The organism is Curtobacterium sp. AC268, assembly GCF_979258745.1.
The window spans coordinates 515048-537730 of the sequence record NZ_OZ409878.1 but is presented as its reverse complement, the minus strand read 5'-3'; the positions used below and the strand labels follow the sequence as shown (position 1 = coordinate 537730).

The 22683-nt window shown below is 70.8% G+C and carries 18 protein-coding genes, 1 tRNA gene and 1 pseudogene; 17 read left to right on the top strand and 3 right to left on the bottom strand.

Features of this window, described 5'->3' with window-relative positions; genetic code table 11:
* Nucleotides 1-34: 34 nt before the first annotated feature.
* The 5 genes from ACZZ9K_RS02600 (at nt 35) to ACZZ9K_RS02580 (ending at nt 5295) form a co-directional block, all read left to right on the top strand.
* On the top strand, nt 35-1825 hold the full coding sequence (locus ACZZ9K_RS02600; RefSeq protein ID WP_027465652.1) for a DEAD/DEAH box helicase: 1791 nt from the start codon (nt 35-37) through the stop codon (nt 1823-1825).
* Between the two features lie 7 nt (nt 1826-1832).
* Nucleotides 1833-2042 (top strand): hypothetical protein, encoded by a 210-nt coding sequence (locus ACZZ9K_RS02595; protein ID WP_017887301.1) that lies wholly within the window; start codon nt 1833-1835, stop codon nt 2040-2042.
* Nucleotides 2043-2074: 32 nt separating this feature from the next.
* Complete coding sequence (locus tag ACZZ9K_RS02590; RefSeq protein WP_027465651.1) at nt 2075-3403, top strand: NAD(P)/FAD-dependent oxidoreductase; 1329 nt, start codon at nt 2075-2077, stop codon at nt 3401-3403.
* A gap of 156 nt (nt 3404-3559) precedes the next feature.
* On the top strand, nt 3560-4699 hold the full coding sequence (locus ACZZ9K_RS02585) for a zinc-dependent alcohol dehydrogenase (RefSeq protein ID WP_463443272.1): 1140 nt from the start codon (nt 3560-3562) through the stop codon (nt 4697-4699).
* A gap of 11 nt (nt 4700-4710) precedes the next feature.
* The gene (locus tag ACZZ9K_RS02580; protein WP_463443271.1) at nt 4711-5295 is read left to right on the top strand and encodes a hypothetical protein; all 585 of its coding nucleotides are present in this window, start codon (nt 4711-4713) and stop codon (nt 5293-5295) included.
* A gap of 354 nt (nt 5296-5649) precedes the next feature.
* Here ACZZ9K_RS02580 and ACZZ9K_RS02575 read toward each other — a convergent pair.
* Nucleotides 5650-5735: transfer RNA gene (locus ACZZ9K_RS02575), tRNA-Leu, on the bottom strand.
* A 161-nt stretch (nt 5736-5896) separates the two neighbouring features.
* Between ACZZ9K_RS02575 and ACZZ9K_RS02570 the strand changes: the two genes are divergently transcribed.
* The 3 genes from ACZZ9K_RS02570 to mshC all read left to right on the top strand — a co-directional run bounded on the left by ACZZ9K_RS02570 (nt 5897) and on the right by mshC (nt 9360).
* Entirely contained in the window at nt 5897-7225 is a 1329-nt protein-coding gene (locus tag ACZZ9K_RS02570) for a M20/M25/M40 family metallo-hydrolase (protein WP_214526229.1), read from the top strand.
* Nucleotides 7226-7288: 63 nt separating this feature from the next.
* Nucleotides 7289-8119, top strand: a complete 831-nt coding sequence (locus tag ACZZ9K_RS02565; protein ID WP_027465647.1) for an undecaprenyl-diphosphate phosphatase — start codon at nt 7289-7291, stop codon at nt 8117-8119.
* Complete coding sequence (mshC, locus tag ACZZ9K_RS02560; RefSeq protein WP_463443270.1) at nt 8116-9360, top strand: cysteine--1-D-myo-inosityl 2-amino-2-deoxy-alpha-D-glucopyranoside ligase; 1245 nt, start codon at nt 8116-8118, stop codon at nt 9358-9360. The genes ACZZ9K_RS02565 and mshC overlap by 4 nt, the downstream gene beginning before the upstream one ends.
* Nucleotides 9361-9575: 215 nt before the next feature.
* Here mshC and ACZZ9K_RS02555 read toward each other — a convergent pair whose 3' ends face one another.
* Nucleotides 9576-10499, bottom strand: a complete 924-nt coding sequence (locus ACZZ9K_RS02555) for a proteasome assembly chaperone family protein (protein WP_027465645.1) — start codon at nt 10497-10499, stop codon at nt 9576-9578.
* Between the two features lie 147 nt (nt 10500-10646).
* Here ACZZ9K_RS02555 and ACZZ9K_RS02550 point away from each other — a divergent pair, with 147 nt between their 5' ends.
* From ACZZ9K_RS02550 to ACZZ9K_RS02510, 9 genes are all read left to right on the top strand, one after another.
* Nucleotides 10647-11396, top strand: a complete 750-nt coding sequence (locus ACZZ9K_RS02550) for an HAD family hydrolase (protein ID WP_463443269.1) — start codon at nt 10647-10649, stop codon at nt 11394-11396.
* Nucleotides 11393-12592 carry a tRNA (adenine-N1)-methyltransferase gene (locus ACZZ9K_RS02545; protein WP_463443268.1) on the top strand — a complete coding sequence of 400 codons (1200 nt, stop codon included), beginning with the start codon at nt 11393-11395 and terminating at the stop codon, nt 12590-12592. The genes ACZZ9K_RS02550 and ACZZ9K_RS02545 overlap by 4 nt, the downstream gene beginning before the upstream one ends.
* A 42-nt stretch (nt 12593-12634) precedes the next feature.
* Nucleotides 12635-13555 (top strand): FKBP-type peptidyl-prolyl cis-trans isomerase, encoded by a 921-nt coding sequence (locus tag ACZZ9K_RS02540; RefSeq protein WP_138803365.1) that lies wholly within the window; start codon nt 12635-12637, stop codon nt 13553-13555.
* Between the two features lie 71 nt (nt 13556-13626).
* A complete protein-coding gene (locus ACZZ9K_RS02535; protein WP_138803364.1) occupies nt 13627-14679 on the top strand; it encodes a helix-turn-helix transcriptional regulator in 1053 nt (350 codons plus the stop codon).
* Nucleotides 14672-15643 (top strand): helix-turn-helix transcriptional regulator, encoded by a 972-nt coding sequence (locus ACZZ9K_RS02530; protein WP_027465640.1) that lies wholly within the window; start codon nt 14672-14674, stop codon nt 15641-15643. Before ACZZ9K_RS02535 ends, ACZZ9K_RS02530 begins: the two co-directional genes overlap by 8 nt.
* A gap of 521 nt (nt 15644-16164) precedes the next feature.
* Nucleotides 16165-16917 (top strand): twin-arginine translocase subunit TatC, encoded by a 753-nt coding sequence (tatC, locus tag ACZZ9K_RS02525; protein ID WP_463444725.1) that lies wholly within the window; start codon nt 16165-16167, stop codon nt 16915-16917.
* Nucleotides 16914-19352 (top strand): DEAD/DEAH box helicase, encoded by a 2439-nt coding sequence (locus ACZZ9K_RS02520; RefSeq protein ID WP_071244709.1) that lies wholly within the window; start codon nt 16914-16916, stop codon nt 19350-19352. Before tatC ends, ACZZ9K_RS02520 begins: the two co-directional genes overlap by 4 nt.
* Nucleotides 19353-19363: 11 nt before the next feature.
* Nucleotides 19364-20956 (top strand): apolipoprotein N-acyltransferase, encoded by a 1593-nt coding sequence (gene lnt / locus ACZZ9K_RS02515; RefSeq protein ID WP_260678868.1) that lies wholly within the window; start codon nt 19364-19366, stop codon nt 20954-20956.
* Nucleotides 20957-21066: 110 nt separating this feature from the next.
* Complete coding sequence (locus ACZZ9K_RS02510) at nt 21067-21417, top strand: RNA polymerase-binding protein RbpA (protein ID WP_027465636.1); 351 nt, start codon at nt 21067-21069, stop codon at nt 21415-21417.
* A gap of 371 nt (nt 21418-21788) precedes the next feature.
* Here the strand turns inward: ACZZ9K_RS02510 and ACZZ9K_RS02505 are convergent.
* Nucleotides 21789-22670 (bottom strand): annotated as a pseudogene (locus ACZZ9K_RS02505) (SPFH domain-containing protein); the annotation flags it as partial.
* Nucleotides 22671-22683 lie beyond the last annotated feature (13 nt).

Here is a 22683-nt window from a genome sequence, read left to right as displayed (position 1 = left end):
TGACGCGGCCCGTGACGAAGCCGACGCCGCAGCCCTGGCCGAAGCGGCCGGCAACTCGGCCGTCCAGCACCTGTCGCCGGCGTTCCCGGACCGGGCTGCCTGGGGCACGGCATCGAAGCTCCGCGCCTGGCAGATCGAAGCGCTCACGAAGTACTTCGAGAAGGAACCCCGCGACTTCCTCACGGCCGCGACCCCCGGCGCCGGCAAGACCACCTTCGCGCTGCGATTGGCGACCGAGCTCCTCGCCCGCGGCACCGTCGACCGCATCGTCGTCGTGGCCCCGACCGAGCACCTGAAGCGCCAGTGGGCCGACTCCGCCGACCGCGTGGGCATCCGGATCGACCCGATGTTCAAGAACGGCGACGGCATGTTCGGCCGGCACTACCAGGGCGTCGCGATCACGTACGCCCAGGTCGGCATGAACCCCGAGGTGCACAAGCGCATCACCGAGGGCGGCCGCACCCTGGTCGTCCTCGACGAGGTCCACCACGGTGGCGACGCCCTGACGTGGGGTGACGGCATCAGAGAGGCGTTCTCCGGCGCCACCCGCCGGCTCTCGCTGTCGGGGACCCCGTTCCGGTCCGACACCGCACCGATCCCGTTCGTGCAGTACGCCCCCGACGAGCAGGGCATCCGCACCTCGATCTCCGACTACAACTACGGCTACGGCCGAGCCCTGAAGGACGGCGTCGTCCGCCCGGTGCTGTTCATGGCCTACGCCGGACAGATGCGCTGGAAGACCCGGATGGGCGACGAGATGTCGGCCTCCCTGGGCGAACAGGTCACGAAGGACATCACGGCCCAGGCCTGGCGCACCGCGCTGTCACCCGAGGGCGAGTGGATGCCGGCCGTGCTCTCCGCCGCCGACAAGCGCCTGACCGAGGTCCGTCGCGGTGTGCCCGACGCCGGCGGTCTGGTCATCGCCACCGACACCACCACGGCACGCGCCTACGCCCGGATCCTGCAGCAGATCACGGGGGAGCGTCCCACCGTGGTGCTGTCCGACGAGGCCGCCGGGTCGAGCCGCATCAGCGCGTTCGCCGAGGACACCTCGCGCTGGATGGTGGCCGTCCGCATGGTCTCCGAGGGCGTCGACGTCCCACGGCTCTGCGTCGGCGTGTACGCCACGAGCGCGAGCACGCCGCTGTTCTTCGCCCAGGTGATCGGACGTTTCGTGCGTGCCCGTCGTCGCGGTGAGACCGCGAGCGTCTTCCTGCCGAGCGTCCCCGGCCTGATGGCCCTCGCCGCCACCCTCGAGCTCGAGCGCGACCACGCCCTCGACCGGCCGAAGGACGCCGACGACGGCATGTACAACCCCGAAGACGCGATGGTCGCCGAGGCCAACAAGGAAGACCGCGCGTCCGAGAGCCTGCTCGAGGTCCAGCCGTTCGAGGCGCTCGACTCGCAGGCGTCGTTCGACCGCGTCCTCTACGACGGCGGTGAGTTCGGCACCGGCGGCGAGGTCGGTTCCCTCGAGGAGCTCGACTTCATCGGCATCCCCGGGCTGCTCGAACCCGACCAGGTGCGCGACCTCCTGCGCGCCCGGCAGGCGACCCAGGCCAAGCGCTCCAAGGGCCGCACGGCCAAGGACGGCATGCCCAAGGCGCCCGAGCCCGACCGCCCGATGTACATGACGATCAAGGAGCAGCGCACCGAGCTCGCCCGGCTCGTGTCGATCTGGTCCCGGCACTCGAACGAACCGCACGGTGCGATCCACGCCGAACTCCGGCGGATCAGCGGTGGCCCGGCCGTGGCGCAGGCGAGCATCGAGCAGATCCAGAAGCGCATCGACATCCTGCGCTCCCGCATCGGCGGGCGACGGTGACCGCGGCGTGATCGAGCCGGTCGACGACCGCACCTGGTACGTCAAGCGCGACCCCGAGGCGTCACCCGAGGCGATCATCGACCGCTTCGGCGGCGGCTACCGACTGCGCCGCTTCTCGCTCACCGAGTCCCGCCGCACCCCGCACGGGGTGTTCACGGGGCCCGAACTGGCCGAGACCGCGTGGTGGCGGCTCCGCGACAGGCCGCGGAACTCATGACGCGCCAAGCCAAAGTCCGGTAGACCGGAGGAATGGCAGACTCGATCCCTCACGTCCTCGTCCTCGGCGGCGGCTCCGCTGGCTACACCACGGTCAAGCAGCTCCAGAAGCACGCGGCCACGGTGCCCATGCGCATCACCCTGGTGGACCAGAACACCTACTACACGTACCTGCCGTTCCTGCCCGAGGTCGCCGGTGGCCACATCGCGCCGAAGGACGTCACCGTCGAGCTGCGCCGTGCACTGCGCAAGACCCGGGTGATCCAGGGCAAGGTCACCGCGATCTCCTCGGCCGACAAGACCGTCTCGATCGCGACCGCCGGCGGCGACGACCGCACCCTCGGCTACGACCACCTCGTCGTCGCCCTCGGTTCCGTCACCCGCACCTTCCCGACCCCCGGGCTCGAGGAGTACGGCGTCGGCTTCAAGAGCGTCGAAGAGGCCGCCTACGTGCGCGCCAAGCTCCTCGACAACATCGCGAAGGCCGCTGCCACCCGCGACGAGGACGAGCGTCGCCGTCTGCTGACCAGCGTCTTCGTCGGCGGTGGCTACACCGGCGTCGAGGCGATCGGCGAGCTGTTCGACGTGTCGCAGGCCGCCATCAAGACCTACCCGTCGCTCGCCGGCGAGCAGCCCCGCTGGGTGCTCATCGACGCCCTCGACCGCGTCGCGCCCGAGGTCGGCCCCGAGCTGTCCAAGTGGACCCTCGAGTCGCTCCGTGCCCGTGGCATCGACGTCCGCCTGAAGACCACCATGCCGAGCGCCGAGGGCGGCGTCGTCAAGTTCTCCGACGGCGACGAGTTCGCCACCGGTCTGCTCGTCTGGACCGCGGGCGTCAAGCCGAACCCGCTCCTCGACGCCTCCGACCTGCCGCGCGGGCCGAAGGGCCACCTCGCCGCGAACGCGAAGCTCCAGGTCGAGGCCGAGGACACCCACCAGGTCGTCGAGGGCGTCTGGGGTCTCGGTGACGTCGCGCAGGTGCCCGACCTGACCGCCGACAAGCAGCCGGCGTTCTACCCGCCGAACGCGCAGAACGCCGTGCGTCAGGCCGTGGTCGCCGCCGACAACATCGTCGCGACCATCACCGGCAAGCCGCTCGAGGAGTACCGCCACCCCTCCATCGGCACCGTCGCGTCGTACGGTGTCGGCAAGGGTGCCGCGAACATCAAGGGCATCAAGATGACCAACCTGCTCGCGTGGCTCGCGCACCGCGCGTACCACGTGTACGCGATGCCGACCCTGAACCGGAAGGCCCGCATCATCATCGGCTGGATCACCGGCGCGGTGTCGGGTCGCGACGCGACCTCGCTCATCAAGGAAACCGATCCGCGACGCAACTTCGTCGAGGCGTCCAAGAGCTAGACGCACCCACAGATCGGACGGGAGGCGCGGTGCCAGCTGGCACCGCGCCTCCCGTCCGTCTGTGCGGTCGTCCACCGCCTGTCCGCCATCTGCGGTCCTGTGTCCGTTCCAACGTGGTGCGCGCCAGCGTGGACGCGACGAACGAGAGGAGCGTCCATGCGCGCCATGACGTACCGCGGCCCCTACCGGGTCCGCGTCGAGGAAAAACCGGACCCCCGGATCGAACACCCGAACGACGCGATCGTCCGGGTGGAACGGGCGGCGATCTGCGGGTCGGACCTGCACCTGTACCACGGCATGATGCCCGACACCCGGGTCGGGCACACGTTCGGCCACGAGTTCATCGGGGTCGTCGAGCAGATCGGCTCGTCCGTCGAGACCCTGTCGGTCGGGGACCGCGTGATGGTCCCGTTCAACATCTTCTGCGGGACGTGCTGGTTCTGCGCCCGCGGACTCTTCGCGAACTGCCACAACGTGAACCCGAACGCGACCGCGGTCGGCGGGATCTACGGGTACTCGCACACCACCGGCGGGTACGACGGCGGGCAGGCGGAGCGCGTGCGGGTGCCGTTCGCCGACGTCGGACCGCAGGTGATCCCGGACTGGCTCGACGACGACGACGCCCTCCTCATGACGGACGCACTGAGCACCGGGTACTTCGGGGCGCAGCTGGCGTCGATCCGCGAGGGCGACACCGTCGTGGTGCTCGGTGCGGGGCCGGTCGGACTGTTCTCCGCGGCGTCGGCGTGGTTCATGGGAGCCGGCCGGGTGATCGTCGTCGACCAGCTCGAGTACCGGCTCGAGAAGGCCCGGAGCTTCGCACACGCCGAGACGATCAACTTCGCCGAGGTCGACGACGTCGTGCTCGAGATGAAGAAGCAGACCGACTTCCTGGGGGCGGACAGCGTGATCGACGCCGTCGGAGCCGAGGCGGACGGCAACTTCACCCAGCAGGTCACCGCCTCGAAGCTCAAGCTGCAGGGCGGGTCCCCGACGGCGCTCAACTGGGCGATCGACGGCGTCCGCAAGGGCGGAACGGTCTCGGCGGTCGGTGCGTACGGGCCGATCCCGAGCACGGTGAAGTTCGGTGACGCGATGAACAAGGGCGTCACGATCCACACGAACCAGGCGCACGTGAAGCGCCAGTGGCCGCGGTTGCTCGAGCACATCCAGGCCGGGCACTTCAAGCCCAGCGACATCATCACGCACCGCATCCCCCTCGAGCACATCGCCGAGGGCTACCACCTGTTCTCGTCCAAGCTCGACGGTTGCATCAAGACCGTCGTCGTGCCGTGAGGAGGCCCGACATGTCCGACCACACCCCGTACATCGCCGATCCGCCCCGACGGGTGCCGTCCGCCGAGGAGCTCCGTGCCCGCATCCCGGGGTGGGGGAGCGACCTCGCCCCGGCGGACCGGCCGTCCGTCCCGAAGCTCTCGCGCGAGGCCGGTTCGGCCACCGGAGCTCACTGGGACCTCCCGCCGCAGCAGGACGGTGCGCACGGCCGGGAGCGCTCGATCGAGCACGCCCACGTCACGCCGGTGTTCGGCACCGCGCAGCCGCTCCGAGGGGTGCCGGGAGCGGTGCGGCGCCTGGCGTACGCGAGGTTCAGCGAGGGCCGGCTGGCGCACTGGATGCTGCTCGTCGTCGGGGACCGCCTGGACGTCGCGACGCACCGGGTGACCGATGCGCTCCGGGGTCGGCCGGACCGGGTGATCAGCGAGACCGGCGTCGCGGCGGAGCGTGGGAACCACCCCGTTGCGTCGCGCCTGGGGTCGAGTCGGTCCGACTGGCGGCACCAGGTGCTCGACCCGGTGGTCGCGAACTGGGGCTGGCTCGCCGCGCTCGGTGCCGTGGTGCTGGTGGTGCGGCGGGTGCGCCGCTCGCGCTGACCGCGCGCGCCGCCGGGCTTGCACCATGGGGCGGCGTTGCCCACTCGGTGCGACCTTGTTCCGCCACACGGAGTGCGCAACGTGGCACCGGCCCGTGACGTGCGCACGTTCCGGCCTGGAGGCGCGTTGCGGCCCCGCCCCGCGCCTCCAGTCCGCACGTCCCGCGTCCACCGCCCCCACCTGCCCCGGTCCTGATCGCCCTGAGCGCAGCGAAGTGGCACGTGGTCGCCCTGAGCGCAGCGAAGTGGCGCCCCAGAGGCGGTGACGCCCTGAGCGCAGCGATGGCGGCACTCGCCGGGAAGACACAACAGAAAATGCCCCCCGACCGAAAGGTCAGGGGGCATGCATTTCCTGTGTCCGAGAGGGGACTTGAACCCCTACGCCCTAATACGGGCACTAGCACCTCAAGCTAGCGCGTCTACCAATTCCGCCACCCGGACAGGGTGTCTGGTGTCTGTTTCCCGGGTTGAACCCGGCGTTCCTGCCGAGAGAAGACACTAGCACGGGTCTGAACGCGCGATGAACACGGTCGCGCATCCCGGGCGAGTCCTGTGTGTCCGGCCTCGGCGACGGGGTCGGTGCTGACCGATACCGTGGAGCCATGACGAACCCGGAGCCCTCCGAGCCGCAGTCCGTGCCCGAGCTCGAGGCCACCGCGGCGATCGCCCGCGACCTCATCCGCATCGACACGACGAACTGGGGCGAGGGGAAGTCCCGTGGGGAGACCGAGGCGGCCCACTACGTCGAGGACAAGCTCCGCGCGCTGGGTCTCGAGCCGCAGTTGTTCGAGTCCGAGCCGGACCGGGTGAGCGTCGTGGCGCGGGTGCCCGGTCGGAACCGTGACAAGCCGGCGCTCGTGGTGCACGGGCACCTCGACGTCGTGCCGGCCGACCCGGCGAACTGGTCGGTCGACCCGTTCGGCGGTGTCGTGAAGGACGGATCGCTGTGGGGTCGGGGCGCCGTCGACATGAAGAACATGGACGCGATGATGCTCACGTCGCTGGCCGACGTCATCGAACAGCACGGTGCGCCGGAGCGTGACCTGGTGATCGCGTACTTCGCCGACGAAGAGGCCGGGGGAGTCCTGGGGTCCCACCACGTGGTCGACCAGCACCCCGAGGTCTTCGCGGGGGCGTCGGCGGCGATCAGCGAGGTCGGCGGGTACTCGATCACGCTCGGTGACCGTCGCGCCTACCTGCTGCAGACCGGCGAGAAGGCGCTCATGTGGGTGAAGCTGATCGCGCGCGGCACCGCCGCCCACGGCTCGCACGTGATCCGTGACAACGCCGTCACGAAGCTCGCGGCGGCGGTCGCCCGGATCGGCAGCGAGGAGTGGCCCGTCCGGCTCTCGGCCACGACGGACGCGATGGTCGCCGAGGTGGCGCGGTTCCTCGGGGTCGACCCGACGGTCACCGGCCCGGACGAGGTCGCCCTGGCCACCGGCTCGGCGTCGCGGTTCATCCACGCCGCGCTGCACACCACGTCGAACCCGACGGTGCTGACCGCCGGCTACAAGCACAACGTGATCCCGGACACCGCCGAGGCCCTGGTCGACATCCGCTGCCTGCCGGGTGACGAGGAGACCGTGCTCGAACGGGTGCGGGAGCTCGCCGGGCCCGACGTCGAGGTGGTCATGTCGTTCCGCGACATCGGCCTCGAGCAGGACTTCGGCGGCCCACTGGTCGACGCCGTCCGCGACGTCCTCGGCCGGCACGACCCGGGCGCCCCGGTCCTGCCGTACCTGCTGTCCGGCGGCACCGACAACAAGGCGCTCTCGACGCTCGGCATCGCGGGGTACGGGTTCGTGCCGCTCCAGCTGCCGGCCGGTGTCGACTTCCCCGCGATGTTCCACGGCGTGGACGAGCGGGTGCCGCTCGACTCGCTGGCGTTCGGTCGGCGGGTGCTGGCCGACCTGCTCGCCACGTACTGATATTGTTCATGGTCGCCGTCGTGGCGGTGCCCTGACCGACCTCCCCCCTGAAAGGCCCGTGCGATGCACATCCTCGAGGCGATCTTCCTCGGCTTCGTCCAGGGGCTCACCGAGTTCCTGCCGGTGTCCTCCAGCGCGCACCTGCGCATCGTGGGGCTCTTCCTGCCCGACGCGAAGGACCCCGGAGCGGCCTTCACCGCCGTGACGCAGCTCGGCACCGAGACCGCGGTGCTCATCTACTTCTGGAAGGACATCACCCGGATCATCGGGCGGTGGTTCCGATCGGTGGTCAAGCGTGACGTGCCGAAGGGCGACCCCGACGTCCGCCTCGGCTGGCTGGTGATCCTCGGCACGATCCCGATCGGGGTCGCCGGGCTGCTGCTCAAGGACTCGATCGAGACCACGTTCCGGTCCCTCTGGATCGTCGCGATCGTCCTCATCGTGTTCGGTGTCGTGCTCGGGGTGCTCGACCGGGTCGGCCGCAAGGAGCGGCGCATCGAGCAGATGACGTTCCGCGGTGGTCTGCTCATCGGTCTCGCGCAGATGCTCGCCCTGGTACCCGGTGTGTCCCGTTCCGGTGCGACCGTGTCGATGGGTCTCGCCCTCGGGTACACCCGACCCGCCGCTGCGCGCTTCGCGTTCCTGTTGGCGATCCCGGCGGTGTTCCTGTCCGGGTTCTACGAGGCCGCGACGAGCCTCGGCGACCACGGTTCGCCGTTCGGACTCGCCGACACGCTCATCGCCACCGTCGTCGCCTTCGTGGTCGGGTTCGTCGTGATCGCGGCGTTCATGAACTACATCAGCAAGCGCAGCTTCATGCCCTTCGTCGTCTACCGGATCGCACTCGGTATCGTGCTCATCGTGTTGTTGTCGCTCGGAGTGATCCAGCCGTGAGGGCCTGGCAGGCCCCATCCGTCCCCGACGTCCCCGGCGCCGCGCCCCGACCGGTCGTCCACGACACCGCAACGGGCAAGCCGGTGGACCCCGCCCGCGATGAGGACCGTGCTGCGCTGTACGTCTGCGGCATCACGCCGTACGACGCCACGCACCTCGGCCACGCGGCGACCTACCTGGCGTTCGACACGCTCGGCCGCGCCTGGCGTGACGCGGGGCTCGACATCGAGTACGCGCAGAACGTCACCGACGTGGACGACCCGCTGCTGGAGCGTGCAGCCCGCGACGGCGTCGACTGGCGTGCCCTGGCGGCTGAGCAGGTCGACCTGTTCCGCCGCGACATGGAGTCACTGCGGATCCTGCCGCCGGACGACTTCGTGGCCGTCACCGACGAGGTCGAGCGCGTCGCCGAGGCGGTCTCGTTCCTGCAGGAGTCCGGCTACGCGTACGAGGTCCCGACGGACGGCGCCGAGGGCGACGACCTGTACTTCGACGTGAACCGACCCACCGACGCGTGGACCCTCGGTGACGAGAGCGGCCTGGACCGCGAGACGATGCTCGCCCTCGCTGCCGAACGCGGCGGCGACCCGGAACGTCCGGGCAAGCGGGATCCGCTCGACCCCCTGCTGTGGCGCGCCGCGCGCGACGGCGAACCAGCCTGGGACACCGAGATCGGCCCCGGTCGCCCCGGCTGGCACATCGAGTGCAGCGTCATCGCCGGTGACCGACTCGGGCTGCCGATCAGCGTGCAGGGCGGCGGGAGCGACCTCGTCTTCCCGCACCACGAGATGAGCGCCGGGCACGCAGCTGCCCTCGCGCAACAGCCCCTCGCGAACGCCTTCGTGCACACCGGGATGATCGCCTACCAGGGGACGAAGATCTCGAAGTCGCTCGGCAACCTCGTCACCGTGCGCGGACTGCTCGACGACGGCGCCGACCCCCGTGCCATCCGGCTCGCTCTGCTTTCGCACAAGTACTCCGACGACTGGGAGTGGTTCGACACCGAGCTGACGAGTGCCCAGACACGGCTCGCCGGCTGGGACGCCTGGGCCTCGGGAGCCTCCGCAGGGCACGCCGACGACGCAGCGGATGTCGCGGCGCGCATCCGCGCGCGGGTCTCCGACGACCTCGACACCCCCGGTGCCGTCGCCGCCGTCGACACGGCGATCGCGGGCGGTACGGCGTGCACGGCGGAGCTCCTCGACCTGATCGACGCGCTGCTCGGCATCCGCCTGGCCTGACCTCGGCCCACCGGCCGTCGAGCCGGTGCTGTGACCGTCCGCGGAGTGGTCGCGACGCGTCGTGTGCGTGCGGCCGAGGGGTCAGGAACTGGGCCGCAGCCGACAGTTCGCGACCACTCGCCGGAGGTGAGCGGGGTGTTGTGACCGCCCCCCCGCACGGACGGGAGGCGCGGTGCCAGCTGGCACCGCGCCTCCCGTCCGTCAGCGGGTGACGGCTACTGCTGGGGCCGCCACGGCCCTTCGCCACCGGCGGTACCGCCGTCCTTGCCGTCCTTGCGCTCACGGCGACGGAGGTACTGCTCGAACTCCTGCGCGATGGCGTCGCCCGAGGCCTCGGGGGAGTCGACCGTGTCGCGTGCCTGCTCGAGCTGCCCGATGTAGGACGCCATGTCCTCGTCGTCGGCGGCGAGGGCGTCGATGCCCTCTTCCCACTCGGTGGCGTCGTCGAGCAGTGACCCGCGCGGCACCGTGACGTCCGTGAGCTCCTCGATCTTGTCGAGCAGCGACAGCGTGGCCTTCGGCGAGGGTGAGTTGTGCACGTAGTGCGGCACCGAGGCCCACAGGGACAGCGTGGTCAGCCCGGCCTTGTCCATCGCGTCGGCGAGGACCCCGAGGATGCCGGTCGGGCCCTCGTACGAGGACTTGTCGACGTCGAACGCGGCACGGACCCCGGCGTTCTCGCTCGACACGAAGACCGAGATCGGTCGGGTGTGCGGGACGTCGGCGAGCATGGCGCCGACGAAGACGACGGCGTCGATCGAGTAGACGTCCGCCAGGTCGATGATCTCCGAGCAGAAGCCCCGCCAGGTGCGCGAGGGTTCCGGGCCGACGAGGACGAAGACGTCACGGTCGGTGGGGGAGCCGGTGGCGCCGATGACCGGACGCCCCTCGGCACCGGGGCCGTGCAGCACGATCCGGGGCCACTGCACGCCGCGGTCGCCGTTGTCGTCGGTGCCGACGGTGGGCCGGTTGAACTGGTAGTCGACGTACCGCTCACCGTCGAGTTCGCGCAGCTCGTCGAGCCCGAGCGACTCGACGATGCGACGCGCCAGACCGCTCGCGGCCTCGCCGGCGTCGTTCCAGCCCTCGAAGGCGACGACGAGCAAACGACCGTCGCTGAAGGGGGAGTGCTGTGGCACGGAGCGGACCTCCTGGTGGTGGAGCGGAGCGGGGCGGGGGCGATGCCCCCGGCCGGACACGATTCAGGCATCCACTGTAGGCCCAGGGGGTGTCGGCGCACGCGCGCGTCCGCGCCCAGCGGAACGGCCCCGGTAGACTCGTCGCCCGTGACCGCGCAACCTCCTGCCCTCGTCCCGCCCGCAGCCGTGCTGTGGGACATGGACGGCACGATCATCGACACCGAGCCGATCTGGCAGCGGTCCCAGGTCGACCTGACGAACCGCTACGGCGCCGAGTGGACCCACGAGGACGGACTGTCCCTGGTGGGCAGCGGTCTCGAGCGCTCCGGTGAGCTCCTGCGCGCCAAGGGCGTCGACATGGAGATCGAGGAGATCATCCAGTGGATGACCGACTACGTGATGGAGCACCTGCGCGCCGGTGAACTGCCGTGGCGGCCCGGTGCCCGTGAACTCGTCGAGGAGCTCCACGCCCGCGGCATCCCGACCGCCCTGGTCACGATGTCCCGTCGCAAGATGGCGCTCGTCGCCGCCGAGGCCCTGGGTGAGCGCGGCTTCCGCGTCGTCGTGGCCGGCGACGACGTCGACCGCCCGAAGCCGTTCCCGGACGCGTACCTGTCCGCCGCCGCGCAGCTCGGCGTCGAGCCCACCGCGTGCGTCGCGATCGAGGACTCCGCCACCGGCGTCGCGTCGGCCGTCGCGTCCGGCGCCGTCACGGTCGCCGTCGAGCACATCGTCCCGCTCTCCGAGATCGCCGGCGGCGACGTGCACCTGACCACCCTGGCGGGGGTCGACGTCGACCGTCTGGTCGAGTTGACGACGCCGGCACTGGCCGCACGGGCTGGAGGCGCGGTGCCGGACCCGGCGCACGCTGCGGACACCGAAGGGGTCACCCGATGAGCCACACCGACGACGCACGCGACGAGGCGGACGCGAGCAGCGCCTCCAGTCCGACCGCGGACCCGACCGCAGCGCTCCCGCACACCGCGGGCGGTGCACCGCACACGCCACCGCGCGGCCCGTTCCGGGCCGGCGACCGCGTGCAGCTGACCGGTCCGAAGGGCAAGCTCACGACGCTGTCGCTCGAGACCGCGGGTGAGTACCACACGCACCGCGGGGTGCTCCGGCACGACGACGTCATCGGGCAGCCCGACGGCTCGGTCATCCGGGCGAGCACCGGTGACGAGTACCTCGCACTCCGCCCGCTGCTCAACGACTACGTGATGTCGATGCCGCGTGGCGCCGCGATCGTCTACCCGAAGGACGCGGCACAGATCGTGGCCTTCGCGGACGTCTTCCCCGGGGCCCGTGTGGTCGAGGCCGGCGTCGGCTCGGGGGCGCTGTCGCTGTTCCTGCTCCGCGCCATCGGCCCGACCGGGCAGCTGCAGTCGTTCGAGCGCCGCGAGGAGTTCGCGGCGATCGCCAAGGGCAACGTCGGCACCTTCCTCGGCGCCGTCCCGGACAACTGGTCCGTCACCGTCGGTGACCTGGTCGAGTCGCTGCCCGACGCGACCGAGCCGCAGAGCGTCGACCGCGTCGTGCTCGACATGCTCGCGCCGTGGGAGTGCGTGGACGCCGCCGCCGACGCACTCGTGCCCGGCGGACTCATCGTCTGCTACGTCGCGACCGTCACGCAGCTGTCCCGCACGGCCGAGGCCCTCCGCGACACCGGACGCTTCACCGACCCGATGCCGAGCGAGACCCTGGTGCGCACCTGGCACGTCGAGGGCCTCGCCGTCCGCCCGGACCACCGCATGGTCGGGCACACCGGGTTCCTCATCACGGCACGACGTCTGGCCGACGGGACGGTGCTGCCGAACCTGAAGCGCCGCGCGGGCAAGGCGGAGTTCTCGGACGAGGACATCGAGGCCTGGACCCCCGGCGCCGTGGGCGAGCGGGCGACGAGCGACAAGAAGCTCCGCAAGGTGGCCCGGCAGTCGGCGGCGCAGGCGCGCAAGGTCGCGGCGGCCGAGGCGTCGTCGGCGGTGGATGGTGCTGCGGCGCCGTCCGGGGCTGCCGAGGCTCCGTCGGGCGCTACTGCGGCGCCGTCCGGCACCGCTGCGGCTCCGTCCGGGGCCGTCGAGGACGAACGGTAGGCTGACGGCGTGCCCGTCCTGCATCGAACGGAAAGAGGGTCCGTGCGCACCATCCCCGCACTCCTGGTCACCATCGGTCTCGCGGTGTCGCTCACCGCCTGCGCCTCGAACGGTGCCGGCACCACGCCCTCGAGCTGTGCCGCTCCCGGCGCCGCGTCCGAAGCGGTGACCGCCACCGGCAAGTTCGGCTCGGAGCCGAAGGTCAACGTGCCGAAGGGCCTGACCACCAAGGGCACCCAGGTGTCCGTGCTGAAGCAGGGCTCCGGTCGCACGATCGACGACGGCACCCCCGTCCTGGTCGAGTACACCTTGGTCGACGGCTCCACGGGCGAGGTCGCCCAGACGAGCGGCTACTCGGGCCAGACGGCACCGATCACCGCCGGTGCGAGCAACTACGGGGCCCTCGGTGCCTCGCTGCAGTGCGCCCGCGTCGGCGACCGCCTGGCGGTGGCCCTGCCGAAGAGCGCCCTGAGCAGCACCAGCGGCACCGGTGCCAGTTCCTCGTCGAAGAAGACCGAGGACGCCGTGATCGCCGTGATCGACGTCAAGCGCGCGTTCGACGCCCGCGCCACCGGCACCCCGCAGCTCGCCGGCGACAAGATGCCGGCCGTGGTGCTCGCACCGTCCGGCGCCCCCGGCATCACGATCCCGTCGTGGAGCGCCCCGAAGTCGAACGAGACGCACCTGCTCCGCAAGGGCGACGGGCGCGAGCTCACCGCGAAGGACACCGCGGTCATCAAGTACACCGCCGTCACCTGGGGTGCCGACCCGTCCGTCGCCGGCTCCAGCTGGACCGACGGTTCCGGCGCGCAGGCCATCCCGCTCACCAAGGGCCAGGTCGACGAGGGCGTCCGGACCGCGATCGTCGGGCACCACGTCGGCGACCAGGTCCTGGCCATCGTCAACCAGCAGGGGACCGCGTACGCGTACGTGATCGACGTCCTCGGGGCGATCTCGAACTGACCCCGTCCGACCGTCCACGGACCGCGGCGCGGGTGCACTCCGGTGCACCCGCGCTGCCGTAGGATCGGCTCGTGCCAGCGACCCGTGTGCCCCGTGTGCCCGCCGAGGAGCGGCTGTTCAGCCTCGTGCTCGCGCTGCTCTCGACGGAGTCCGGGCTGACCAAGGCCGAGATCCTGGCCAACGTGCAGGGGTACCGGCAGCGGTTCTCGACCGGTGGCGACAACGCCTCGCTCGAGCGCCAGTTCGAACGCGACAAGGACGATGTCCGCGAGCTCGGCATCCCCCTCGAGACCATCGAGACCCCGGGTGCCGCGGGCAACAACCAGACGCTCCGGTACCGGATCCCGAAGGGCGAGTACGACCTGCCCGTCGACGTCCGCTTCAGCCCGGACGAATCCGCGTTGCTCTCCCTGGCCGCGATGGCCTGGCGCGAAGGAGCACTGTCCGCCGACTCCCGCCGCGGTCTGCTGAAGGTCCGCTCGGCCGGTGCCGAGGACGACGACGGTGCGCTGCAGCTCGGGGTCGACGCGTACGCCCCGCGCCTCCGCGCCCGTGATGCCTCGTTCGAGCCGCTCCGTTCCGCGCTCGACCGCGGTGCAGCCGTGCGCTTCGACTACATCACGCCGGGGCAGCACGACGCCCGTCGGCGCGACGTGGCTCCACTCGCCCTGGTGCAGCACGGCGGTCGGTGGATGCTCGCCGCCCACGAGTTCGCGACGGACTCGGACAAGAACTACCTCCTGGCCCGCATCGTCGGACCCGTCACCCAGTACGAGGTCGGGCAGCACACCGCTCCCGTCGGCGCGGGAGAGCGCACCCTCGCTGAGCTCGAGCGGATCTGGGCCGAGCGCACCGCGCGCATCGCCGTGACGCCGGGTTCCGACGCCGAACGCCGACTGACCCGTCGCCGCGACACCGAGACCGACGCCGACGGCGCGCTCGTGCTGCACCACGTCGACCCGCAGATCCTCGCCGAGGAACTCGCCGCCTTCGGGCCCGAGGTCCGGGTGCTCGAGCCCGACGACCTGCGGGCACGGGTCGACGAGCGCCTCCGTGCACTCGTGCGCGACCACACCGATGACGATCGTGCCGCAGCCCCCGGAGAGGACCCCGTTCGTGGCTGATGCCCAACCCCTGCAGGCGCAGGACAAGCTCGCGTTCCTGCTCGCCCTGGTGCCGTACCTGATCGACCGCGAGCGGGTCTCGGTGGCCGAGGCCGCACGGCACTTCGGTGTGCCCGAGGCACGCATCCGGCGCGCCGTCGAACTCATCGCGGTGTCCGGGGTGCCCGGCGAGACGATGCAGTACCAGCACGGCGACCTGTTCGACATCGCGTGGGACGACTTCGACCAGAACGACATGATCGTGCTGACCAACCTGGTGGCGATCGACGACTCACCGCGCCTGTCGGCTCGTGAAGCGTCGGCGCTCATCGCGGGCCTGCAGTACCTGTCCGCGCTGCCCGAGGCCGCCGACCGTGACGCCATCCGCGCCCTCATGGCCAAGCTGTCCCGCGGTGCCGGGGGAGCGGCGTCGACCGTCGCCGTCGGGCAGGACCTGCACGACGTCGCCCTCGCCACCATCCGCCGGGCGATGTCCGACGGCCGCGGCCTGGTCTTCGAGTACGCCGGACCGCGGACCCAGGGCGGCACCCGACGGGTCGATCCGCTCCGGGTCGAGTCCATCGACACCGACTGGTACCTGCGCGCGTGGGACCTCGACCGGCAGGCGCTCCGGACGTTCCGGCTCGACCGGATGTCGGAGGCCCGTGTCGACGACCGCCCGGCCGAGAAGACCATCGACCAGGTCGTGATCCCGGACACGCTGTTCCAGCAGGCCGCCGACGACGTCATCGTCACGGTGGAACTCGACTCGACGTCGCTGCCCCTGGTCGCCGACTTCCTGTCCGACACCGCCGACGCGCCCGATGGTGAGGGTCGTGTGCGCATCCGGCTCGCGGCGTCGCACGGGTTCGACGGCGTGGTCAGGCTCGTCGCCGGGTTGCCCGGTCGTGCCGTGGTGCTCGATCCGCCCGCGGCCCGTGACGCCGTGCGCGACTTCGCGGCCGCGGCCCTCGCCGCGGGCTGAGGTCTGCCGCTGCGGCCTGTTCGAGCGCTGCACGTTCCGACCAGGTACGCCCGATCATGCACGGTGGACTTCGTGCACCTGGTCGTTCGGGGCGTCCCTGGTGTGTTGATCCGACGAGGTATGCCCGATCTCGCCAGGTACGCCCGATCCCGCACGGTTGACTTCGGGTACCTGGTGATTCCGGGCGTCCCTGGTGTGTTGCTCCGACCACGTATGCCCGATCAAGCCAGGTATGCCCGATCCCGCCTGGTACGCCCGACCTCGCAAGGTGGACTTCGGGTACCTGGTCGTTCCGGGCGTACCTGGTGTGTTGATCCGACCAGGTACGCCCGATCTCGCCAGGTACTCCCGATCTCGCCAGGTACTCCCGCGCCGGCCCGCCCCGCCCACCCGCCACGCGACCGTGCCGACCCCCGGCGGACTGTCGGTCCCGACCCCGTAAGATCGAGCACATGGCTTCGACGACCGCGCGCGGGCGAGCGAAGCGGCAGGGGCGCCAGAAGACCGACGCCGAAGGCCGCATGTCGCTCGGGCAGCACCTCATCGAGCTGCGCAACCGGCTCTTCCGCGCAGTCGTGGCGATCGTCGTCGGTGCGGTCGGCGGCTGGTTCCTCACCCCGTGGGTGCTCGACTCGCTGCGGGCACCGGTGACCGAGCTCGCCAAGGTCGGCGGTCACACGGCCGAGCTGAACTTCCCGATGATCACCGGGGCGTTCGACCTCAAGCTGCAGATCGCGATCACCATCGGCATCGTCATCGCCAGCCCCGTCTGGCTCTACCAGATCTGGGCGTTCATCGTCCCCGCGCTCGTCCGGCGCGAGCGGCAGTACGTCTGGGGCTTCCTCGGCACCGCGATCCCGCTGTTCTTCGCCGGGTGCTACTTCGGGTGGTACATCCTGCCGCACGTGGTCGGCATCCTCGGCAGCTTCGTGTCGAGCCAGGACACTTCGATCGTCGATGCGAAGGCGTACTACGACTTCGTCATCAAGCTCATCGTCGCGGTGGGCATCGCCTTCGTGCTGCCGGTCTTCCTCGTGCTGCTGAACTTCGTCGGCGTGCTGTCGGCGTCCGCGATCATCAAGAGCTGGCGCGTCGCGATCCTCTGCATCCTGGTGTTCTGCGCCATCGTCACCCCGAGCGCCGACGTCATCTCGATGTTCCTGCTCGCCGTCCCGATGGTGGTGCTCTACATCGCGGCCTGCTTCATCGCGTGGCTCCACGACCGCCGTGTGGCCAAGCGCCAGGCGAAGCTCGACGAGGAGTACGGCCTGTGAGCGGCACGAGTGCGGCCGAGCGGTTCGCCGCGGCCAAGGTGCGCAACCGGTCGCGCAACCTCGAGCTCTTCCGGACAGACCTGCGGTTCGACCTCGACCCGTTCCAGTTCGCCGCATGCGACTCGCTCGACCAGGGCCGCAGCGTCCTGGTCGCTGCCCCGACCGGCGCCGGCAAGACCATCGTGGCCGAGTTCGCCATCTGGCTCGCCATGCGCCAGCCGACGGCGAAGGTCTTCTACACGACGCCGATGAAGGCGCTCAGCAACCAGAAGTACGCCGAGCTCGTCGACGTCTACGGTGAGTCCGAGGTCGGGCTGCTCACCGGTGACACGAACGTGAACCCCCGAGCCCGCGTCGTCGTGATGACGACCGAGGTGCTCCGGAACATGATCTACGCCGACTCGGACCTGCTCGACGACCTCGCCTGGGTGGTCCTCGACGAGGTGCACTACCTCGCCGACCGGTTCCGCGGGGCCGTGTGGGAAGAGGTCATCCTGCACCTCCCGACCGAGGTCCGCCTGGTCTCGCTCAGCGCGACGGTGTCCAACGCCGAGGAGTTCGGCGACTGGCTGCAGACCGTCCGCGGCGACACGGACGTCATCGTCTCCGAAGACCGCCCGGTGCCGCTCGAGCAGCACGTCCTGGTCGGTTCGAAGATGGTCGACCTGTTCGACTCGAGCGGTGCCGCGGCGACGAACCGCGTGAACCCGGAACTGCTCCGCATGGTCGGCGGCGGTTCCCGGAGCGAGCGGAACGGTGGCGGCCACCGCGGTCGGCGCGGTCGTGGTGGCTACCCCGAGCGTCGCGGGCCCCGCACCGAGAAGGTGCACCGCGAACAGATCGCGCACATGCTCGACGAGCGGATGCTCCTGCCCGCGATCTTCTTCGTGTTCAGCCGCAACGGCTGCGACCAGGGTGTCCGAAACGTCCTGCGCTCGGGTTTGTCCCTGACGACGGTGCAGGAGCGCAACGAGATCCGCGAGACGGCGGAGTACCACTGCCGCACCCTGCTCGACGAAGACCTGGCCGTCCTCGGCTACTGGGAGTGGCTCGAAGGGCTCGAGCGCGGGGTCGCGGCGCACCACGCCGGCCTGCTCCCCGCCTTCAAGGAGGTCGTCGAGAACCTCTTCCAGCGCAAGCTCCTCAAGGTCGTGTTCGCCACCGAGACCCTGGCACTCGGCGTGAACATGCCGGCGCGCACCGTCGTGCTCGAGAAGCTCGAGAAGTTCAACGGCGAAGCCCGTGTGCCGATCACCCCGGGGGAGTACACGCAGCTCACCGGTCGTGCCGGTCGTCGTGGCATCGACGTCGAGGGGCACTCGGTCATCCAGTGGACCGACGGGCTCGACCCGCAGGCCGTCGCGTCGCTGGCCAGCCGGCGCACGTACCCGCTCAACTCGTCGTTCAAGCCGACCTACAACATGGCCGTCAACCTGATCGACCAGTTCGGCCGGCAGCGCACGCGCGAGGTCCTCGAGACGTCGTTCGCCCAGTTCCAGGCCGACCGGTCGGTGGTCGACCTCGCCCGCAAGGTCCGCTCGCAGCAGGAGTCCCTCGACGGCTACCGCGAGGCGATGCAGTGCCACCTCGGCGACTTCACCGAGTACTCGGCGCTCCGCCGTGAACTCTCCGACCTCGAGCGCACGAACGTGCCCGGCGGTCGCGAGGCGTCGCACGGCGCCCGCCAGGAACGCCAGGCCGCGATCACGGCGGTCCGCCGCCAGCTGCAGCGCCACCCCTGCCACGCCTGCCCGGAGCGCGAGGCGCACGCCCGCTGGTCCGAGCGCTGGTGGAAGCTCAAGCGCGCCAACGACAAGCTCGTCCAGCAGATCCGGTCCCGCACGGGCGCCGTCGCCACGACGTTCGACCGTGTCACCGAGGTGCTGCTCGAGCTCGGTTACCTGGTGGACGCCGGCAACGGCGAAGCCACGGTGGCCGCGGGGGGCCGTCGCCTGCAGCGCATCTACGGCGACCGCGACCTGCTCGTCGCCGAGTGCCTCGAGGCGGGGGTCTGGAAGGACCTCACCCCGGCACAGCTCGCCGCCATGGCCGCGACGATCATCTACCAGCCCCGCCGCGAGGACGCACCAGGCACGGAGCACGCCCTGCCCCGCGGTGCGTTCCGCCCCGCGCTCGACGAGACACTGACCATCTGGTCGCGCCTCGACGACATCGAGCGTGCCGCGCGTCTGGCCGGTTCACAGCCGCCGACCCCGGCGATGGCGGTCGGCATGTTCCGCTGGGCCTCGGGCTCGGCCCTCGACGACGTCCTCCGCACCCTCGACCTGCCGGCCGGCGACTTCGTGCGCTGGTCGAAGCAGGTCATCGACCTGCTCGACCAGATCCGGAACGCCGGCGACGACGAGCTCGCCCAGACCGCCCGACGGGCGACGGACGCGGTTCGCCGCGGCATCGTCGCCTACGCGGCGGTCTGACTGGAGGCACGGTGCGGGTTCCGGAGACCGGTGTGCGCGGGCTGCCCGCGCGCGTCGGCCGCGGGGCGGTCAGGACCGGCCCGTTCGCCGCGTTGCCGCTCGGTACCGCGGTGCCGTTGGCCGTCATCGGTGGGATCCTCTTCGCCCTCGCGTTCCCGTCGCCCGGGTGGTGGTTCCTCGCCTACCCGGCACTCGCCTGCATGCTGCTCGCGGTGATGGGGCAGCGGGCGCGGCGCGCGGCGTGGATCGGCTACCTCGCCGGCGCGGCGTTCTGGATCCCGGCCATCTCGTGGGCCGGTCGTTACCTGGGCCCGGTCCCGTGGTTCGCACTCGCCCTGCTCGAAGCCGCGTTCTTCGCACTCGGCAGCGTCGCCATCGCCCTGGCGTACCGCTGGGTCGCGCGCGTGGTGCCCTCGACCGCCGGACGCGTGTGGGGCCTCCCGGCCGTCGTCGCCGCACTCTGGACCGGACGCGAGTGGTTCTCGGGGAGCTGGCCGTACGGTGGCTTCGCCTGGGGGCGCGTCGGCCTGTCGCAGTCGCAGGGGCCGTTCACACACCTGGCCGCGTACGTCGGCGTCCTCGGCCTGACGTTCGTCGTCGTGTACTGCGTCGCGGTCGTGGTGTCGCTCGCGCTCGTGGCGCCCCGTGTGCCGGGCGTCACGCTCCGGCTGCCCGTGCGGGTGGCCACGGCGGGTCTGCTGGTCGCGGCAGTCCTGGCCGTGCCCGCGTGGCCGACGGCGACGAGCGGCACGATCCGGGTCGAGGCGGTGCAGGGCAACGGTCCTGCGGGGTACTTCGACCGTGCGGAGCCCGGCGACGTCCTGGCCGCGCAGGTCGCGGCGACGGACGTGGATGCGAAGGGGGTCGACCTCGTCGTGTGGCCCGAGGCCGGTGCGGAGTACGACCCGCGTCAGCAGCCGGTCATCGCGTCCGCCCTCGACTCGGTGGTGGGGTCGCTCGACGCCCCGATCGTGGCGGGTGCCATCACGCAGACCCCGTCGGGGGTGCTGCACAACACGTCGTTCGTGTGGACCGCCGACGGCTGGCAGTCGTCCTACGACAAGAAGCGCCCGGTGCCGTTCGGTGAGTACGTGCCCGACCGCTGGTTCTTCTCCAAGCTCGCGCCGTCCCTGATCGGACTGCTGCAGCGCGACTACACGCCGGGGACGAAGCCGAACGTCCTGTCGGTGGCGGGGATCCGTGCCGGTATCTCGATCTGCTTCGACATCGTCGACGACGGGCTGACCGCCGACATGGTGCGCGGGGGAGCGCAGGTGATCCTCGCGCAGACGAACAACGCCGACTTCTCGGGCACCGACGAGAACCTGCAGCAGCTCGAGATCGCACGGATGCGGGCCATCGAGACCGGTCGGTCGCTCGTGAACATCTCGACCGTCGGAGCGTCGCAGGTCATCGACCCGAGCGGTCGCACGATCGACCGGGTACCGGAGTACACCGCGACCTCGATGGTGACCGATGTGCCGCTCGGCACGTCCACCACCCCCGCGTCGATCCTTTCCGGCTCGATCACGCTCCTGCTCTCCCTCGGCGGACTCCTCGTGCTCCTCGCCTGCGCGCCCTGGGGTCGTCGAACCCGCTCCTGATCGGACTCGCCGCGCCCAGCCACTGGGAACGGACTGTGAATGCGCCGGTACGGGATTGATGGGGCGTGGGACAGTGTTGTGGAGGGCAGACGAGCGAGAGGAGCACACACATGGCTGATCGGAGTCTCCGCGGCATGCGGCTCGGGAGTCAGAGTCTCCAGAGCGAAGAGGGCGTCGAGCTCTCGGATCGCAAGCGTGCGGTCTACCAGACGGATTCGGGTGAGACGTTCGACATCGTCTTCTCCGCTGACGCGGACGTCCCCCAGACGTGGTCCGAGCCCCGCTCCGGCCGTGAGGGCCGGCTGCTCGGCGACGACGGGATCCCCGTCGAGGTCGCCGAAGAGGACGTGAAGGCACCCCGCACCCACTGGGACATGCTGCTCGAGCGCCGCTCGCGCGAGGAACTCGAGGAGCTCCTCGAAGAGCGCCTGCAGGTCCTCCGCGCACGACGCGGCGCCTGACCCCACCGAACACCGACGACGCCCGCCCCGGTTCCCCGGGGCGGGCGTCGTCGTTCGTTCGTGCCGGAGCGTCAGCGCCGACCGGAGCCGTCGCTGGTCCGGTGACCGGAGGCGTCGTCGCCCGGCGTGGGCGGAGTGTCCTCGACCTGCTCGGCGGTGGCGTCGTCGGCGGCCGCCAGGTGTGCGTCGACACTGCGGTTCGACTCGGCCAGGCGCGCGTCGAGGTCGGACTCGGGGACGATGTCCGCGGCGGTGGCATCCGCACGCGGCATCGTGGTGTCCGCGGCTGCGGTGTTCGCCAGGCTCTCGTTCGCGAGCTTCGAGATCCGGGACAGGAAGTCCGTCCCGCCGGCAGCGCCGCCGACCGGACCGGCGCCACCGCCACCGCGGCTGGCACTGAAGCCCTTCGCGATGCCGGACAGGGCCTCGGTGAACTCGCTCGGGATCATCCAGAGCTTGTTCGACGTGCCCTCGGCGATCTTCGGCAGGGTCTGCAGGTACTGGTAGGAGAGCAGCTTCTCGTCCGGGTCACCGGTGTGGATGGCCTCGAACACCGTCGCGATGGCCTGGGCTTCACCCTCGGCACGGAGCACCTGTGCCTTGGCGTCACCCTCGGCGGCCAGGATCGCGGCCTGCCGCTGCCCCTCGGCCTCGAGGATCTGGGACTGCTTGGTGCCCTCGGCCTGCAGGATCGCGGCACGACGGCTGCGCTCGGCACGGAGCTGCTGTTCCATGGCGTCCTGGATGGACACGGGCGGCTCGATAGCCTTGAGCTCGACTCGGCCGACACGGATGCCCCACTTGCCCGTCGCCTCGTCGAGGACGACGCGGAGCTGGCCGTTGATGTTGTCGCGGCTGGTCAGCGCCTCTTCGAGGTTCAGGCCACCGACGACGTTGCGGAGCGTGGTGGTGGTGAGCTGCTCGACGGCGCCGAGGTAGTTCGCGATCTCGTACGTCGCGGCACGGGCGTCGGTCACTTGGAAGTAGACGACGGTGTCGATCGAGACCACCAGGTTGTCCTCGGTGATCACGGGCTGCGGCGGGAACGAGACGACCTGCTCACGCATGTCGAGCAGCGGCCGCAGGCGGTCGATGAACGGCACCAGGAGGTTCAGGCCCGGGTTGAGGGTCTTGTGGTACTTGCCGAGTCGCTCGACGATCCCCGCGGTGGCCTGGGGAACGATCCGGATCGCCTTCGCCAGGACGACGATCACGAAGATGACGACGACGAGGATGAGCACGAGCAGTGCGATCGTCCCCGGGGAG